Annotated in this window: 15 protein-coding genes and 2 pseudogenes; 15 read left to right on the top strand and 2 right to left on the bottom strand. The window is 60.3% G+C overall.

The features are described 5' to 3' along the window. The first annotated feature begins 2 nt into the window (after positions 1-2). Positions 3-1,601 carry an ABC transporter permease gene (locus tag ACA056_RS14015; RefSeq protein ID WP_497273425.1) on the top strand — a complete coding sequence of 533 codons (1,599 nt, stop codon included), beginning with the start codon at positions 3-5 and terminating at the stop codon, positions 1,599-1,601. Beyond that, the gene (locus ACA056_RS14010; RefSeq protein WP_497273424.1) at positions 1,598-2,668 is read left to right on the top strand and encodes an ABC transporter ATP-binding protein; all 1,071 of its coding nucleotides are present in this window, start codon (positions 1,598-1,600) and stop codon (positions 2,666-2,668) included. The genes ACA056_RS14015 and ACA056_RS14010 overlap by 4 nt, the downstream gene beginning before the upstream one ends. A gap of 10 nt (positions 2,669-2,678) precedes the next feature. On the opposite strand, the gene ACA056_RS14005 is transcribed toward ACA056_RS14010, so the two are convergent. Next, positions 2,679-3,617 carry a site-specific integrase gene (locus tag ACA056_RS14005; protein WP_371918015.1) on the bottom strand — a complete coding sequence of 313 codons (939 nt, stop codon included), beginning with the start codon at positions 3,615-3,617 and terminating at the stop codon, positions 2,679-2,681. 353 nt (positions 3,618-3,970) lie between these two features. On the opposite strand from ACA056_RS14005, the pseudogene ACA056_RS14000 reads away from it, so the two are divergent. From ACA056_RS14000 to ACA056_RS13975, 6 genes and pseudogenes are all read left to right on the top strand, one after another. Then, positions 3,971-4,793: pseudogene (locus tag ACA056_RS14000) on the top strand (aminotransferase class I/II-fold pyridoxal phosphate-dependent enzyme); the annotation flags it as partial. 4 nt (positions 4,794-4,797) lie between these two features. Then, positions 4,798-5,355 (top strand): annotated as a pseudogene (locus ACA056_RS13995) (lipid IV(A) 4-amino-4-deoxy-L-arabinosyltransferase); the annotation flags it as partial. After that, positions 5,352-5,696 carry a 4-amino-4-deoxy-L-arabinose-phosphoundecaprenol flippase subunit ArnE gene (gene arnE, locus ACA056_RS13990; RefSeq protein ID WP_497273423.1) on the top strand — a complete coding sequence of 115 codons (345 nt, stop codon included), beginning with the start codon at positions 5,352-5,354 and terminating at the stop codon, positions 5,694-5,696. The pseudogene ACA056_RS13995 and the gene arnE, both read left to right, overlap by 4 nt. Then, entirely contained in the window at positions 5,693-6,094 is a 402-nt protein-coding gene (arnF, locus tag ACA056_RS13985) for a 4-amino-4-deoxy-L-arabinose-phosphoundecaprenol flippase subunit ArnF (RefSeq protein WP_497273422.1), read from the top strand. The genes arnE and arnF overlap by 4 nt, the downstream gene beginning before the upstream one ends. Continuing rightward, on the top strand, positions 6,091-7,470 hold the full coding sequence (locus ACA056_RS13980; RefSeq protein ID WP_497273421.1) for a UDP-glucose dehydrogenase family protein: 1,380 nt from the start codon (positions 6,091-6,093) through the stop codon (positions 7,468-7,470). Before arnF ends, ACA056_RS13980 begins: the two co-directional genes overlap by 4 nt. 5 nt (positions 7,471-7,475) lie before the next feature. Then, positions 7,476-9,065: an ArnT family glycosyltransferase gene (locus ACA056_RS13975; protein ID WP_497273420.1), complete on the top strand. Its 1,590-nt coding sequence runs from the start codon at positions 7,476-7,478 to the stop codon at positions 9,063-9,065. 43 nt (positions 9,066-9,108) lie between these two features. Here ACA056_RS13975 and ACA056_RS13970 read toward each other — a convergent pair whose 3' ends face one another. Continuing rightward, positions 9,109-10,074 carry a LysR family transcriptional regulator gene (locus tag ACA056_RS13970; RefSeq protein ID WP_497273419.1) on the bottom strand — a complete coding sequence of 322 codons (966 nt, stop codon included), beginning with the start codon at positions 10,072-10,074 and terminating at the stop codon, positions 9,109-9,111. 296 nt (positions 10,075-10,370) lie between these two features. On the opposite strand from ACA056_RS13970, the gene argH reads away from it, so the two are divergent. The 7 genes from argH to ACA056_RS13935 all read left to right on the top strand — a co-directional run bounded on the left by argH (position 10,371) and on the right by ACA056_RS13935 (position 17,653). Next, entirely contained in the window at positions 10,371-11,798 is a 1,428-nt protein-coding gene (gene argH, locus ACA056_RS13965) for an argininosuccinate lyase (RefSeq protein ID WP_497273418.1), read from the top strand. Positions 11,799-11,883: 85 nt separating this feature from the next. Beyond that, positions 11,884-12,762 (top strand): amino acid ABC transporter permease, encoded by an 879-nt coding sequence (locus ACA056_RS13960; RefSeq protein ID WP_497273417.1) that lies wholly within the window; start codon positions 11,884-11,886, stop codon positions 12,760-12,762. Between the two features lie 10 nt (positions 12,763-12,772). After that, complete coding sequence (locus ACA056_RS13955; protein WP_462001057.1) at positions 12,773-13,537, top strand: amino acid ABC transporter ATP-binding protein; 765 nt, start codon at positions 12,773-12,775, stop codon at positions 13,535-13,537. Between the two features lie 53 nt (positions 13,538-13,590). Next, entirely contained in the window at positions 13,591-14,415 is an 825-nt protein-coding gene (locus ACA056_RS13950) for an ABC transporter substrate-binding protein (protein WP_497273416.1), read from the top strand. 148 nt (positions 14,416-14,563) lie between these two features. Then, positions 14,564-15,412, top strand: a complete 849-nt coding sequence (locus tag ACA056_RS13945) for a polysaccharide deacetylase family protein (RefSeq protein ID WP_497273415.1) — start codon at positions 14,564-14,566, stop codon at positions 15,410-15,412. Further along, a complete protein-coding gene (locus tag ACA056_RS13940; RefSeq protein ID WP_497273414.1) occupies positions 15,405-16,292 on the top strand; it encodes a polysaccharide deacetylase family protein in 888 nt (295 codons plus the stop codon). Before ACA056_RS13945 ends, ACA056_RS13940 begins: the two co-directional genes overlap by 8 nt. Continuing rightward, positions 16,289-17,653: an MmgE/PrpD family protein gene (locus ACA056_RS13935; RefSeq protein ID WP_497273413.1), complete on the top strand. Its 1,365-nt coding sequence runs from the start codon at positions 16,289-16,291 to the stop codon at positions 17,651-17,653. Before ACA056_RS13940 ends, ACA056_RS13935 begins: the two co-directional genes overlap by 4 nt. Positions 17,654-17,770 lie beyond the last annotated feature (117 nt).

The raw sequence follows: 17,770 nt of genomic DNA, 5'->3' as shown, positions 1-17,770 counted from the left end.
TGATGCCTGAAACTTTGCCAGCGGGTATCGCTGAGGCGATACCCGCGAATTTGCGACGACGATCCCGCGGTATCTTCGCGGGGCGTGGTGGCGCATGGGTGATCGGTTTGTCGGTGCTGGTGTCGCTGCTATCGCTGCTGCCGATTGCGTTCGTCATCGGCATATCGTTTCAGACGGGTTGGGCGACCCTTGTGCCACTGGTGTTCCGGCCGCGGGTCGCTGAATTATTGATTAACACCGTTTTACTGGTGGTGATCACGATTCCGTTGTGCGTCACGTTAGGCCTGTCTCTGGCCTGGCTGACCGAGCGCACCAATCTGCCGGGGCGGCGCTGGTGGTCGTTGTTGGCGACCGCGCCGCTGGCGGTGCCGGCGTTCGTTCACAGCTATGCGTGGGTCAGTCTGGTCCCACCGATTCACGGGCTGTTTGCCGGGGTTCTGGTCTCGGTCATCGCCTACTTCCCGTTCCTGTACCTGCCGATTGCAGCGACCCTGCGCAGGCTGGATCCGGCCATCGAAGACGTTGCCGAATCGCTGGGGCTCAAGCCTTGGGCGATATTTTTCCGCGTAGTGCTGCCGCAATTGCGCCTGGCCATCTGCGGCGGTGCGTTGCTGGTGGGCCTGCACCTGCTGGCCGAATATGGCCTGTACGCGATGATCCGTTTCGACACCTTCACCACGGCCATCTTCGATCAGTTCAAGTCCACCTTCAACGGCCCCGCCGCCCACATGCTGGCCAGCGTGCTCGCCCTGTGTTGCCTGGTGATGCTGACCGCAGAATCGGCCGCTCGCGGCACGGCGCGTTACGCCCGCGTCGGGTCGGGAAGCGCTCGCGAGCAGCGGGTGGTGCGCCTGAAACCCGCAACCACATTCCTCGCGCTGACCGTGCAGATCGCGACCTGCGCACTGGCATTGGGCGTGCCATTGGTGACCTTGGGTAACTGGCTGATAGCTGGCGGTACGCAGGTCTGGCAGATGGACGAACTTCTGCCGGCGCTGGAACAGACGCTGTTGCTCGGCCTGGCGGGTGCAGCCCTCACCACCTGCGCCGCCATCCCGATTGCCTGGCTGTCGATTCGCTCTCCGGGCCGGTTGCAACGAGTGCTGGAAAGCTGCAACTACATCACCAGTTCGTTGCCCGGGATCGTCGTGGCCCTGGCATTGGTGACCGTCACCATCCATTTCGCCCGGCCGATTTACCAGACCACGATCACGGTGCTGCTGGCGTATCTGCTGATGTTTTTGCCCCGCGCCCTGGTGAGTTTGCGCGCCGGGATCGCACAGGCGCCGGTGGAGCTGGAAAACATGGCCCGTAGCCTCGGCCGCTCCCCCGTCCGGGCATTGTGGCTGATCACCCTGCGCCTGGCCGCACCTGGTGCTGCCGCTGGCGCCGCGCTGGTGTTTCTGGCGATCACCAATGAGTTGACCGCCACCCTGCTGCTCGCCCCCAACGGCACGCGGACCCTGGCCACCGGATTCTGGGCCATGACCAGCGAGATCGATTATGCCGCCGCTGCGCCCTATGCCCTGCTGATGATTTTGCTGTCGCTTCCGTTGACCGGACTCCTTTATCACCAATCCAAACGAACGGCTGGCCGATGAACGCTCTTGAACTCCATTCCATTTCCAAGGCCTACGGCGCTCATCAAGCGCTGGAGAACATCAACCTGTCGGTGCCAACGGGCAGCCGAACGGTCATCGTCGGCCCGTCCGGCTCAGGAAAAACCACGCTGTTGCGGATGATCGCCGGCTTCGAATTCCCGGACGCAGGCAGACTAACATTCAATGGCCAAACGCTCGTCGACGACACCCACGAAGTACCGGCGCATCAGCGTTTGATTGGTTATGTTCCCCAGGACGGCGCCCTGTTCCCACACATGACCGTGGCAGCCAACATTGGTTTCGGGCTTTCGATCAAGGGCGGTGCAAAACAGGAGCGAGTCGCAGAGTTGATGGACAGCGTGGCGCTGGATGCGAACATGGCCAACCGTTGGCCCCATGAACTCTCCGGCGGCCAGCAACAGCGCGTGGCGCTGGCGCGGGCGTTGGCGCAACAGCCGCGCTTGATGTTGCTGGACGAGCCGTTTTCGGCCCTCGACACCGGACTTCGAGGCGCCATGCGCAAAATGGTCGCACGGCTACTGACAGACGCCGGCGTGACCACCATTCTGGTCACCCATGACCAGAGTGAAGCGTTGTCGTTTGCCGATCAGCTGGCGGTGATGCGCGACGGCCGGCTGGTGCAGTCGGGTCATCCGCTGGATCTTTACCGCTACCCCGAGGATGAACAAACCGCGCTGTTTCTGGGGGATGCCGTGGTCTTGCCCGCCAGAATCGAAGCCGGCTGGGCCCATTGCGATCTCGGCCGTATACCGGTGAACAACCACAGGAACAACAAATCGGCGCAGATCATGCTGCGTCCCGAACAACTGCAACTCGTCAGCATCCAGCCCAGCCCGACCAAGGCTGCCGGCTGCCGCGCCGTCGTGACCGACCGGGATTTCAGCGGCAACACCTGCACGTTGACGGTGGAATTGGAGTCTTTGGTTTCCGGGGAACAACCTGGTCGATCATTGATGGTGCGCAGTTCCGGCCTATATGCGCCACCCGCCGGCAGCGCGGTTCACGTCTCGACAATCGGCCATGCCCACGTACTGAGCGAATCTTGAACCCCGCCCATCAAAGATCGAACCGGTCCACGGCCCGACGCCGTTCGTTGTCATCGCGCACATCGTAGTTGGCCGTGGTCTGGATGTTGCTGTGATGGGCGAGTTTCTGGGCGATCGACAAGTCATATTCCTCAATCACTCGGGTAATGAACGAACGTCGAAAATCATGCGGCATGATTTTCACCCCGACCTGCGCGCCCCGCTGTCGGGCGATGTAATAGATCGCATGTTTGGTGATGCGCTCGCGGGTGATGTGGCTGCCGCGGCGGATGCGGTTGAACAGGAACGAATCGTCTACTTCACCCTCCTTCAGTAGCGAGCGCCGCAGCTCCAGCCAGTCATTGAGTTTGGCGAACGCCCAGGCCGGTGCGTACTTGATCAATTGCTTGTTGCCCTTGGCGGTCACGCGAAGGCTGCGCTCGGCGAAATCGACCTGGTTCAGGTCCAGGTTCACCGATTCCGATTTGCGCATGCCCGAGCCGTACAAAATCCCGATGATCGCCGCATCCCTCAGCCCTTGTGGCCGTGGATCGGCAGCACAGACCGCCATCAATTCCTGGATCAGCGTGCGCCTGAGGTTGCGTCCCTGGGACAAACGCGTGCCGGCAATCCCCTTGACCGAGCGCATTTTCAGCAAGTGTTCCTGACTGATCAGACTCATGCGCCACGCTTCGTTCATCACCCCACGCACCGCGTTGACGTACAGCGAAGAGGTGTTCGGCGCGTAGCCGTCGGTGCGCAAGGTGGCCACCAGCGCGATGACATCTTCGGGTTGCAGGTTGTGCCAGGGGATCTCCTCGACGTTCATGTCTTCGAAGCCCAACCGGTCAGCAGCGTCCTGCAACACATAACGCATGGTCAGTTGGCTGGAGGGCGCCAGACGTGCCAGGTACAGGGTCAGCGGATTGGTCTTTGAGGGAATTGAGTCGGTAGCGGGTAAGTCAATCAAACGAAACGGCCTTCAGTGGAAACAGTTCATTAAACAACTAAGGATTGAAACATCCTTCATATAAAGCGGGACACTTCTGTAGGACTTTCTACTAAAAAACTCGATGAACGGCAGAAGTCTGAACAGTGGCTGTATGACATCCAGATAAACGATTCGCCGACCGGTTTTTCATGTTCCTTTGACAAAATCAGGCATAACCTTCAATCAATCCGGTGAGCCTCGATGGGCTCCCAACCTGCCGGCCACGGCTGTAAAAGTCAAATACAGTGTGTGCCTGGCAGTGAGCTAAATCATTGAAATCACGTTTCTTTCGGCATTTACGCTGAAGGACGGCTTACGCCCCGAGGTTCTCCATGAGTCAGGCTTTTCTCCCGTTCTCCCGTCCCAGTATCGGCGATGATGAAATTGCCGCCGTAGAGCAAGTATTGCGTTCCGGCTGGATCACTACCGGGCCGAAAAATCAGGAACTGGAAGAGCAATTCGCCAACTACGCGGGATGTCGTCATGCCGTGGCACTGTCCTCTGCCACCGGCGGGATGCACATCACATTACTGGCATTGGGCATTGGGCATTGGTCCGGGCGACGAAGTCATAACGCCGTCGCAGACCTGGGTGTCCACCGCGAACATGATCTGCCTGTTGGGTGCGACACCGGTGTTCGTCGACGTTGATCGCGACACGCTGATGAGTGACCTGGCCAGCATCGAAGCCGCGATCACGCCGCGCACCCGAGCCATTATTCCGGTGCATTACGCCGGTACCGCGTTCGATCTCGATCCGCTTTATGCGTTGGCCGACAAACACGGCATCCCCGTCATCGAAGACGCCGCTCACGCCGCAGGCACCTTCTACAAAGGTCGTCATGTCGGCGCGAAAGGCACGGCGATCTTCTCCTTCCACGCCATCAAGAACATGACCTGCGCCGAGGGCGCCATGTTCGTCAGTGACGATGAAGTCCTGGCCAATCGTGTGCGCATGCTCAAGTTTCACGGCCTTGGCGTCGACGCCTATGACCGCATGACTCACGGGCGCAAACCTCAGGCTCAGGTGATGGAGCCGGGCTTCAAATACAACCTGGCGGACATCAATGCCGCCATCGCCCTGGTGCAGCTGGAGCGCCTGGACCAGATCAATGCCAAGCGTACCGAACTGGCCCGCGCCTACCTGCAACGTCTAGAAGCAACTGAAAAAATCGCTCTACAACCATGAACTGCACAACCTGGTGCTGGTGTTCATCGGCCTGACCGGCTGGATCATGGCCAACCTGCTGCAAGCCTTCAGACCCTTGCAATGCTGGGCGGCGCCGGCCTTCGGCAGCCTGCTGCTGATCGCCTTGTTGCCGGCCGGGCTGCCCGATTCGGTGGTCGCCAACAAGATGCCCGACCAATTCATCCTCGAGCATGCCCAGGAACTCGGCCAGACCGACCAGTTGCTGAGCAACGACCTCGGCGCCGCCGGGGCCCTGACCTGGCGTCTGAAACGTCCAGACGTGGCGTTGTACAACACGATAGGCGAATTGAAATATGGCCTTGCCTATCCTGACGGCACACAGCAGCAAGTCGACCCGAACCAGGTTCAAGCATGGATGCGCAACGCCCGCCAGAGCGGCTCGGTCGGCGTGGTCATGCGCATCAAGGGTGACGACGAATTGCGCGAACTCGAACGGCTGCCCAAGGATGGCAAGCGCTATGAACAAGGCAACATTGTGATTCTGATCTTTCCTCAGGAGGCGTCATGAGCCTGTTACTGCTCTTGACCGCCTGCCTGCTGACCTGCCTGGGCCAGATCGCCCAGAAGAACGCCGTCGAGAGCTGGCGCGACAAGGCGTCGGGCTGGACCGAGAAACTGCGCTCGCCGTGGCTGTGGCTGGCGCTCGCGGCGTTGGGATCGGGCTTGCTGGTGTGGCTGCTGGTGTTGCAGCGCCTTGAAGTCGGCATCGCCTACCCGATGCTGAGCCTCAATTTCGTACTGATCACCCTGGTCGCCCGCTTCGTTTTCCAAGAAACCATCGACCGTCGCCACTGGCTCGGCGTGGCACTGGTAATCGGTGGCGTGGTGCTGCTGGGGCAACACACATGAACCTTCGACGCGGGGTCACCTTTGCGCTGGGCAGCGTGCTGCTGGTCAGTGCCGCGCAATTGGGCATGCGCTGGAGCATGAGTCGCTTGCCGCCACCTGAACACTGGTTCACCGCCAGCGTCGATCTAACCGCTGTCGTCGTGGTACTGGCGGCGATTCTTGCCTACGCCCTGTCGATGCTTTGCTGGCTCGCCGCCCTGCGGGATTTACCGCTGGGCCGGGCTTATTCGCTGCTGAGCATCAGCTACGCGTTGGTGTACCTGCTGGCCGCCAGCCTGCCGCTGTTCAACGAAGCGTTCAGCCTTTCAAAAAGTCTCGGGGTGACCCTGGTCATCCTTGGCGTCATCACCATCAACTCTCGCCCTGCTCTCGCGTCCGAACTCAGGAGTGCCCCATGAAAATCAGTGTATTTGGTAGCGGTTACGTTGGTCTGGTGCAAGCGGCTGTTCTGGCTGAAGTCGGCCACGACGTGGTCTGCATGGACATCGACGAGAGGAAAGTCGAACTGCTGCAACAAGGCCACGTGAGCATTTTCGAACCGGGGCTGGCCAGCCTGGTGCGCGAAAGCCTGGAGGCCAATCGTCTACAATTCACCACTGACGAGGAGTTTGCGGTGCAGCATGGCCAGGTGTTGTTTATCGCGGTCGGTACACCGTCCCGGGACGATGGTTCGGCGGACCTGCGTTATGTGTTGTCGGTGGGCGAAGCTGTGGCACGTCATCGTGAACAACCGGTGATTCTGGTGGAGAAATCCACGGTGCCGGTGGGCACGGGTGACACCTTGCGCGCGCATATCGACAAGTGCCTGATCAAGGTCGGCCGCTTGCTGCAGTTCGATATCGTCTCCAACCCGGAATTTCTGAAAGAAGGCTCTGCCGTGGCCGATTGCCGGCGTCCGGACCGGATCGTCATCGGCTGCGAACGCGATGAGGTGCGTGACGTGATGCGCGACCTCTACGCGCCCTTCAACCGCAATCATGACCGGATCATGTTCATGGACCTGCGCAGCGCCGAGCTGACCAAGTACGCCGCCAACTGCATGCTGGCGACCAAGATCAGCTTCATCAACCAGATCGCCGAACTGGCCGAACACCTGGGCGCCGACATCGAATCGGTGCGCCTGGGCATCGGCGCCGATTCGCGTATTGGCTATCACTTTATTTATCCCGGTTGCGGTTATGGCGGCTCGTGCTTTCCCAAGGACATGCGCGCGCTGATCCACAGCGCCGAAGAGGCGCATTGCTCCAGCGATCTGCTGCAAGCGGTGGAAGCGATCAACCAGCGTCAGAAGCACAAGTTGTTCGAGCGTATCAACGCGTTCTACAGGGGCGATTTGCGCGGCAGGACCTTTGCCGTGTGGGGGCTGGCGTTCAAACCGAACACCGACGACATGCGCGATGCACCGAGCCGGGTGCTGCTGGAATCGCTGTGGGCCGCCGGGGCCAATGTCCGAGCGTTCGACCCGGAAGCCATGCAGGAAACCCAACAGCTGTATCCCGATGAATCCCGGTTGATGCTGATGGGCACGCCGGAGTCGGTATTGTCCGGCGCTGACGCGTTGATCATCTGCACCGAATGGCAGCAGTTCAAGGCCCCGGATTTCAGCCTGATCCAGCAGCGGCTCAACGCACCGGTGATCTTCGACGGACGCAACCTGTACGACGCCGATCGCCTGGCCCGCGCCGGTTTCATGTACTTCCCGATGGGTCGTGGTGAGTCGCGCAACTTACCGATTCCGCATCAGCAGTGGCCCGCTGCGTCGGTCGTCGCTTGAATGCGATGTCACCCGCTATCCGCCGCCAGTCACTGGGGCTAGGGCTGTCGGCGCTGCCGTTGTTCAGCGCCGGGGTGTATCAGCAGGCGGTGATCGGCTTCGATTCGCGCTTGGTGCTGTTCGCTCAGGAAATGCTGCGTCACGGGCCGTCATTTTTTCCGACCACCTATGGTCAGCCTTATGCCGACTATTCGGCGCTTCCGACATTGTTCATCTGGCTGCTGTCGTTGCCGTTCGGGCAGGTCAACAGTTTGACTGCCTGGTTGCCGAGCGCCATTGCCGGGGCGGTGATCGTTACGTTGATGTACCGATTGCTGGCGCCCTACTCCCAGCGCTGGGCGTTGCTGAGCATCGCCCTGATGCTGCTGACCAGTACCTTTGTCACTGAAATCCGTGCCGTGTCCCTGGATTTGCTGCTCGCGGCGGTGGCTTTTTCAGTGTTCTACCTGGGCTATGCCGCCGATTATTTCGCAGCAAAGCGCCGGTGGTGGCTGATCCTTGCCTTGTTGCTACTGGGTTTCGGGATTCGCGGGCCGATCGGGTTGGTGATTCCCACTGGCATGCTGTGCAGCTATTTCTTGCTCAATCGACAATGGCAGCATTTTTTTGGTTTTGGCCTGATGGCGTCGGTACTGCTGGCCGTGTGCGTTGGCGTGCTGCTGTGGCTGGCGGAAACCATTGGCGGCCCGGAGTTCATGCACGACGTGGTGCGCATGCAGTTCATGGGGCGTATGGACGGTAGCGAAGGCGTCAGCGGTTCGCTGTATTACTTCACCCGTTCGGTAGGCAACTATGCGCTCGCGTATCCGCTGGCCTTGCTGGTACTGGCCGCCGTCTGGCTGACAAATCCGCGGCAGGCCGGTCCCGCGTTGCGCCTGTTGCAGTACTGCACGGCGGCCGGGCTGATCGTGATGGTCGGGCTCTCGATCCCCCAGGCCAAAAAGGCCCGCTACCTGCTGCCGATGTTGCCCATGGCGGCGATCATTGCGGCGTATCCGTTTCAGGTGGCGCAAGGTCGGGTATTCGTGTGGTTGCGGGGGTTGATGCAAGGGGTGTGGTTGTTGATTCCGACTCTATTGGTGGTTGGATTGATGGTCGCTCACCGACGTTTTTCCGAGCAATTGCCTGCGCTGACTGCCATTCTGATCATCCTCGGCGTGCTGCAAGCCATTGCGCTGGCGGGGCTTTTGCGGCCCGCCTGGCGGGCTCAGACACTGGCCTTTTGCGCGGTCCTGGCGTTGTGGTCGGTCTACATTCTGGTATTCGAACCGGTCGAACGCCGACTCTACGATACCCGGACTTTCAGCCGCACGGCATTCGCACTTGTCCAGAAAGACCCGGCGCCGCTGGTGCTGCACGCCATGGGTAAAGACGCCAAGGCGATCAAGTTCATGGTCAACATCGGGCAGGACTTACAGCCGGTTTTTACTGAATCAATCCAGGAACTGGAAGCACTTCCAGGACCGGCTTGGTTAATGATGGATCAGAGCGATTACAACGCATTGCAAGGCACTGTTTTGGGTGCGCTACAGCCAGTGTTGAGCGGGCGTTTCGATAAGAACGGCTTCGTGTTGCTGCACTTGCTGAAACCTTGAACTTTCTGGACGAGCGCCCTTTTAGGCTGGCATTCGCCTGACCTCAAACCGGCGCCTTCAAATCAACCCCTAACGCCTGGGCAAACGCCTTGACCAGCGGACTGCGCACTGTGTTATGGCGAAGGATCAGATTGAACGGCGTGACGATGTGAATCAGGTCCGGACGCACCGCCCGGAACTGCCCCTGCACCACCAGCGGCGCGGCGTAATGCTGGGGAAGAAAACCCACGAAACGCCCGGTCTTGATCAACAATGCCACCGCTTCAACCTGGGTGGCCGAGGCGGAAAAGCTGTCGTAGTGGGCAAAATTCAGTTTGTCGCGATGGATCGCGTAGCGGTGGTTGATGCACTCGTAATCCTTGAGCACATGACTGCCGATTTCTGCGTCCGGCACCGTGAATAACGGATGACCGACCGCGCAATAAACTTCGGAGCGTTCTTCATAAAGCGCGTAGTAATCAAACTCTTCGCGCTTCTGATAAACCGGCACAATCCCCGCCACTAACCGCCCCTCTACCACGCCTCTTTCCACTTCATCCAGTTGCGACGCCTGAAGTTGAAATCTTACTTTAGGCGATTCCTCATTAATCCTTCTAAGCGCAGCAACTAACGGCGAATTAACATCGGAAATCGTATTATCAATAACCCCCACACCAAGATCACCGATCAGTTCGTTTTGCGCTGAACTAAGGCGATCGCGAAAGTTGTCGACCGAGGCAAATAAATCAATGGACGCCTGATACACCAGACGTCCCTCTTCGGTCAGGTGAAAGCCCTCGCGCCCTCGGGTGCACAGGCGCATGCCGATGCGGATCTCCAGATCGGAGATCTGTTTGCTGATGGCTGCCAGTCCCACATTCAGCTCGTTCTGGGCGGCACTGAAGCCGCCGGCCTCGACCACGGCCTTGAACACTTTGAGCAGTTTGAAGTCCAGACCGCTCAGGGTCAGCGGTGCCCGATGGCCCGTTTTCAGCGGCGGGTTTCCGGAATTGGAAAGTGGGGTTTCCATAATGCCTATTTACCTCTGGCGCCCTATTCAACAACCTGTGTCCAACAACAAAAATAGTGCTGGTAAATAATAATGACCACAGAAAATCAGGCTTGGCAACCGCTAATAAATCCCGCACATCAGTGCCAACTCACTGATTTCGAACTATTAAAAGCTGACACTTCGATCAGCTCTCGCAACGATGCAACTGCCCTCTTGAAAACTGCTTAGGCCGAACCACGCCCGAATCATTTCCGGCAGATGTTCCTGGCCCGGCACACCGATTTCAGTTCGCTTTACCGACGAGGAAAACAACAATGTCTCAAACCACCGACCGTCTGTGGGGTGCTCGCTTCAAAAGCGGCCCGTCCGAAGCCCTGGCGGCCCTGTCCCGTTGCCCCGAGCGCTACTTTCGCCTCACCCCGTATGACCTCGCCGGTTCCAAGGCGCATGCCCGTGAACTGCAGCGCGCCGGGCTGCTGAGCGAACAAGAAACCCAGACCATGCTCGACGCTCTGGAGCGCATCGGCGATGACTTCCGCGCCGGCAGTATCGCACCGACCCTGGACGACGAAGACGTCCACACCTTCATCGAACGCCTGCTGACCGAACGCCTCGGCGCCCTCGGCGGCAAGCTGCGTGCCGGCCGTTCGCGCAACGACCAGACCGCCAACGACCTGCGCCTGTTCCTGCGTGATCACGTCCGCACCCTGGCCGTTGAAGTCCTGGCCCTGCAACAAGCACTGGTGGATCAGGCCGAGCAACACATCGAAAGCATCTGCCCGGGGTTCACACACCTGCAGCAAGCCCAGCCGATCGTTTTCGCTCACCACTTGCTGGCCCACGCCCAATCCATGCTGCGTGATGTGCAACGCCTGGTGGACTGGGACAATCGCACTTCACTGTCGCCACTGGGCGCGGCGGCCATGGCCGGTTCCGCCATCGCTCGCCTGCCTCAGCAGTCGGCCAAGGAAATGGGTTACAGCGGCGTGTGTGAAAACTCCATCGATGCCGTGGCCAGCCGCGATCACGTTGCCGAGTTCCTGTTCATTGCCAGCATGCTCGGGATCAATATTTCCCGCCTGGCTGAAGAGTTCTGCCTGTGGTCGTCGCGGCAGTTTCGCTGGGTCGCGCTGGACGATGCCTACGCCACCGGCAGCTCGATCATGCCGCAGAAGAAAAATCCGGACATCGCTGAACTGGCCCGCGGCAAGGCGGGTCGCTTGATCGGCAACCTGACCGGCCTGCTCTCCACGCTCAAATCCCTGCCGCTGTCGTACAACCGCGACTTGAGCGAAGACAAAAACGGCGTGCTCGACAGTGTCGACACCCTGTTGCTGGTGCTGCCGGCCATGGCCGGGATGGTCGCGACCATGAAGGTCAACGTCGAAGAGTTGCGTCGCCAGGCACCACTGGGCTTCACCCTCGCCACCGAAGTCGCCGACTGGCTGGCCATGCGTGGCGTGCCGTTCAAGGAAGCGCACGAAATCACCGGCGCGCTGGTCCAGGCCTGCGAGAAACACGACATTGAATTGTGGGAAGCCTCCCCGGCGCTGCTGGCCGAGATCGATCCGCGCCTCAAACCGGAAGTACGCGACAGCCTGACCCTCGAAGCCGCCATTGCCGCCCGCAGTGGCTGGGGCGGCACCGCGCCGCAACAGGTACGCGAGCAGATTGGCCGCTTGAAAACCGCCCTCGCCGCGCAGCAAGAGTGGACCGAGAACTATCAGGGCTTTCGCCTCTGAAGCAGGACACAAAACCTGTGGGAGCAAGCTCGCTCCCACAAGGGAATGTGGTTGGCCAGAATTACCAAGTGTACGGAGAAATAACATGAGCCAGACTCAGGCAGAACGACTCCAGGCGGAGCGCAAACTGGCGGAAAACCAGTTCGATATCACCCAGTACCACCATGTGCCACGGCGTTACTACGGGCGGATTTTCTTCGCCACCGTCATCGTCATCGCGATTCTCGGATTGGTGCGGGCCTTCGCCGAAGGCAAGATCGAGTGGTCTTACATCGGCCAGTTCCTCACTTCCCAGGCGATCATGTGGGGTTTGCTCAACACCGTCGTCATGGCGGTGCTGGCCATGGCGTTGGGCATTGTTTTTGGGGTGATCACGGCGATCATGCGCATGTCGGCCAACCCGATCCTGCGCTACGTGGCAGTGACCTACACCTGGTTGTTTCGCGGTACGCCACTGATTCTGCAACTGCTGTTGTGGTTCAACCTGGCGCTGATCTTCCCCACCATCGGCATCCCCGGTCTGTTCGAAATGGACACCGTGAGCCTGATGACGCCGTTCGTGGCCGCCCTGCTCGGCTTGAGCATCAACCAGGGCGCCTACACCGCCGAAGTGGTGCGTGCCGGCCTGCTGTCGGTGGACACCGGCCAGTACGAAGCCGCCAAGTCGATCGGCATGCCGCGCCTGCAAGCGCTACGCCGGATCATCCTGCCTCAGGCCATGCGGGTCATCATTCCGCCGGTCGGTAACGAGTTCATCGGCATGGTGAAAATGACCTCGCTGGCGAGCGTCATCCAGTACTCGGAACTGCTCTACAACGCCCAGAACATCTACTACGCCAACGCCCGGGTCATGGAGCTGCTGATCGTCGCCGGTATTTGGTACCTGGCCACGGTCACCGTCCTGTCCTTCGGTCAAAGCCGTCTGGAGCGTCGTTTCGCTCGCGGCGCCGGCAAGCGTTCTTGAGGAGTTCAACATGAGAAGCATCGTCAAGGCCGTGAGCCTGAACAAGTACTACGACCATTTCCACGCCCTCAAGGACGTCAACATCGAAGTCGAGCAAGGTGAAGTGCTGTGCATCATCGGCCCGTCCGGCTCCGGCAAAAGCACCTTGCTGCGTTGCATCAACCAGCTGGAAAAAATCGACAAGGGCGGCCTCTGGGTCGACGGCGAACTGGTGGGTTACCGGATCGTCGGCAACAAACTGCACGAACTCAACGAGTCGCAGATCGCCCGTCAACGCCTGTCCACCGGCATGGTGTTCCAGCGTTTCAACCTGTTCCCGCACATGACCGTGCTGCAAAACATCATCGAAGGGCCGTGCCAGGTGCTCAAGCGTTCGCCCAAAGAGGCGCACGAAGAAGCTGTGGAATTGCTCGCTCGCGTCGGCCTGGCCGACAAGCGCAACAGCTACCCGATCGAACTCTCGGGCGGTCAGCAACAACGGGTGGCCATTGCCCGTGCACTGGCCATGCGGCCCAAGCTGATGCTGTTCGATGAACCCACTTCGGCACTCGACCCGGAACTGGTCGGTGAGGTGCTGTCGGTGATGCGCGACCTCGCGCAAACCGGCATGACCATGATCGTCGTCACCCATGAACTGGGCTTCGCCCGTGAGGTTTCCAACCGCATGGTGTTCATGGATGGCGGGCAGATCGTGGAGGCTGGAAGCCCCGAAGAAATACTAATAAGTCCGCAAAACCCGCGCACCCAAAGCTTCATTTCTGCCGTTCGAACCTAAGCGCCAGCCTCGGAAATCAAGAGCTGCGTAACAACACTCATAAGAGAACGACCATGAAGAACATAGTTATCCCCGCAGTACTCGCAGGCGTTATGGCTTCCGGCTTCACCTGGGCCGCCGAACTACCGGCCAGCATCAAAGCAAAAGGCGAGGTCGTGGTAGCGATCATGCCGAACTACCCGCCGATGGACTTCAAGGACCCGGCCACCAACACCCTCACCGGCCTCGACGTTGACCTGGGCAACGCCCTCGCCGAACGTCTGGGCGTGAAGATCAAATGGCAGGAAACCGGCTTCGAGCAAATGATCAATGCGCTGACCACCGACCGCGTGGACATGGTGATGTCGGGCATGACCGACACCGCCGAACGTCAGGCCAGCGTGACCTTCGTCGACTACTTCACCAGCGGACCACAGTTCTACACCTTGCAGAAAAACAAGGATTTCAACGAGATCATTGACCTGTGCGGCAAGAAAGTCGGTACCAGTCGCCGCACCACCTTCCCGGCGGAAATCGCCGAGTGGAGCAAGGCCAATTGCGAAGCCGCCGGCAAGCCTGCGATCAACGTGATCGGCACCGAAGGCTCGGCCGATGCCCGCGCGCAATTGCGTCAGAGCCGTATCGACGCCGCCATGCAGGGCAGCGAGACCTTGTCCTACCTGAAGACTCAGGAAAAGGACATGTACAAAACCGTGGGCCTGCCGATCTCCGAGCAGTTCACCGGGCTGGGCGTGAGCAAGAAAAAGCCTGAGCTGAGTGAGGCGGTGAAGGTCGCGTTGCAGAGCATGGTGGATGACGGCAGCTACCAGGCGATTTTGAAGAAATGGGATCTGGAGTTGGGTGCGATCAAGACTGTGACCATTAACGCCGGCAAATAAGGATCCGCGGGATGCCTTTTGTGGGAGCGAGCCTGCTCGCGAAAGCGGTCTGCCAGGCGACAACGATGTTGAATGTGCCGGCCTCTTCGCGAGCAGGCTCGCTCCCACAGGGATTGCGAGTCACCTACAAATGTACGGAGTGCCACTGATGTCCTCCTCGCTACAACCCACTTGGCCCAACCAGCACAAAGCCTGCCTCGCCCTGGCCTTCGACCTCGACGGCCCGACCGGCGATGCCATGCTCAACGGCTCGATCTGGCGCAAACCCGAGTACTTCGGTTTCGGCGGTTACGGCCCTTACCGGGCCTTGCCACGCATCCTAGATGTGCTCGATGAGTTCCGGATCCCGACGACGTTCTTCGTCCCGGCCTGGGTCGTGGAGAACTGGCCGAAACAGTGCCAGGCGATTGTCGAGCGCGGGCATGAAGTGGCCTACCACGGCTACAAACACGAATCCTTTTACGCCCTGACGCTGGACCAGCAAAAGGACGTGATGAAGAAGTCCCGCGAGGTGTTCTGGAAACACCTGAACATCCGCGCCGAAGGGTTTCGCACCCCGTCCGGCGACTGGCGAGCCGAAACCCCGGCGATGCTGGTGGAAGCCGGCGTGACCTACTCCAGCAGCATGCGCGGTGATGACCGGCCGTACCTGGTGAAAGTGCCGGGCTTTGATACGCCGCTGGTGGAAATCCCCGGTCGCTGGGAAATGGACGACTACGCCTCCCTCGCCTACACCCGCGCGCCGGACTTTCCTTCCGGGCTGGACCGCACCGCCAGCTACGCGCTGACCCTCGATAACTGGTGCCGCGAGTACGACGGCGCCATGAACGAAGGGTTGTGCCTGACCACCCTGTTCCACCCCAAGATCACCGGCAAACCGGGACGCATCCTGCTGCTGGAAAAACTTTTCGAACACATGCGCCAGCGCGATGACGTGTGGTTCGCCACGTGCCGCGATGTCGCCCAGTGGTGGCTGAAGGAGCATCACCATGGCTGATTCCACTGTCTGGCCCAAAGGCTACCGCTGCGCCGTGGTGCTGACCGTTGATTACAACGACATCCACGGCATCCTCACTCAGGCACCGGAGGTCGCCGGACGCGACAAGACGCTGTCGGTCTGGCGCTATGGCACCCAACGGGGCGTCGACCGTTTGCTCGCTCTGTTCGAAGAACTGGGGGTTTCCAGCAGCTGGTTTATTCCCGGTATCGTCGCCGAGGAAAACCCCGGGCACATTCGGGCAATCCAGGCCGGTGGGCATGAGATCGCCTGCGCCGGTTATCGGCATCAGAACTATGACAACCTGAGTCTCGCCGAACAAAGCACCGAGATTGCCAAAGGCTGTGAGGCGTTGACCGCGCTGATGGGCCAGCGTCCAACAGGCTTTCGCATCCCGGCCGGCAACGGTGCGCCGGGCTTCATCGAGGCGCTGAAGAATCACGGCATTCGCTGGTCATCGTCGTGGCGCGGAGATGATTTGCCATTCGCCCATCCGACGGCGCCCGACGTCATTGAGTTGCCGTTGCACTACGAACTGGAAGACGAACCCTACTTCGCCTTCAACCTCAGCCCGGCCGTACCGCCGGCGCAATCACGGATCGCCTCTTACAGCCACACCCTGGGCAACCTGCAAATGGACTTCGCCGGGTTTCACCGGTTTGGCTTGTGTTATGTGCTGCGACTGCACCCGGAGATCATTGCTACGCCCGGGCGGATTGGCGTGTTGCGCGAGTTGCTTGAGGGGATTCAACAGCATGATGACGTGTGGATTGCCACGGGCGCCGACGTCGCTCAATGGTGGGCTGAATCAGCGCTGCCGGTGACCGAGGACCATCCGGCGGCTGTGTATGAGCGGCATTATCGGGATTACCTTTCATGAGTGAGCGGATGCAACGCCTGGCGCAGTTCTGCGTCGACACCCGATTCGAAGACTTGCCGCCAGCGCTGGTGGCCCAAGCCAAGCGGCACATACTCGACACCTTCGGCGCGACGCTGGCCGGGGCTGGCAGCGATGTCGCGAAACAGGCACGTCAGGTGTTCGACGGTGAAGTCGGGAGCACGCTGATCTGGGGCACCGATCAGCGCACCGGCGCGGCTCAGGCCGCCATGCTCAATGGTGTCGCCGCCCATGCCCTGGAACTGGACGACACCGGTGGCTGCGACCATTCCGGCGCGGTGGTGCTGCCGGCGGTCATGGCGGCGGTGTCGATGTCTGGAAAACCGGTGAATGGCCGGGAGTTGATCACGGCCGTGGTGATCGGCTACGAAATCGGCCGCCGGGTGCTCGAAGCCTGCGGCAGTTATTCAGCCCACAACGGCGCCGGCTGGCACTCCACCGCGACCTGCGGCGTGTTCGGTGCGGCGGCGGCCAGTGCGCGAATTCTCGGGCTGGATACCGCGCAAACCGTCTCGGCGCTGGGCATTGCCGGCAGTTTCAGTGGGGGGTTGTGGGCGTTTATCCACGATGGTTCGCAAAGCAAAAAACTTCACAGTGGTCGTGCCGCTGAAGGCGGACTGCTGGCGGCACGATTTGCCCAGCAAGGCATCACCGGGCCGACCCGGTTATTCGATGATGTCTGGGGCGGGTTTCTGAAAACCATGGCCGGAGTGAACTCGCAACCTGAGGCGCTGGATGCGGATCTGGGCGTCGTATGGAAACTCGCTCGCTGCTCGATCAAACCGTACGCCGCGTGCCGAGGAACGCATTCGGCTATCGATGCGCTGGGCCTGTTGCTGGATCAATTGCAGGTCAGCGCGGATCAGGTCGAGGATGTCCGGGTGTCGTTGTGCGGGTTTCTGCAGGACATGTGCGGCGGACGCGACGTCGGCACGCTGGCAGCGGCGCAGATGAGCCTGCCGTATGCCCTCGCGGCCCGGCTGGTCCAGGGTCATTGCCGGTTGGAGGCTTATGACGATGAACAACGGAGCGATCCGCGGATTGCTCACTGGATGTCGCGCATCCACCTTGAAGTGGACCCGCAACTGTCAGAGGATGGCGAGCCCGTCGTCAGCGTGCGGACCGTGGATGGTCGGCAGGCGAGCCTTTGTGTTGACGTGCCGCTGGGTGCGCCGGGCAATCCGTTGAGTGATGCGGCGCTGGAGGAGAAGTTTTTCAGTCTGGCGGTGCGGGTGATGCCGCGGGAGCAAGCGGCAGAACTGCTTGAGCAGTTGTGGCGGGTTGAAGAGCTGGAATCTGTCGAGGCTCTGGGTGCATGGCTTGAGGGTTTGGGTGGTCGTTAAAACCACCCCTCACCCCAACCCTCCCGAAACGTCGGACCGCCCCAGTGGGGAGAGGGGGAAAGGGAGCCGATCTTCATGCTCTTCAAACCTGAGTTCGACTCGGAATTTCAGGTCGAT

The sequence above is a fragment of the Pseudomonas sp. LBUM1666 genome, from assembly GCF_059695775.1.
Note: the sequence above shows the minus strand (reverse complement) of the source record. Positions and strands in the feature narration are given on the sequence as shown.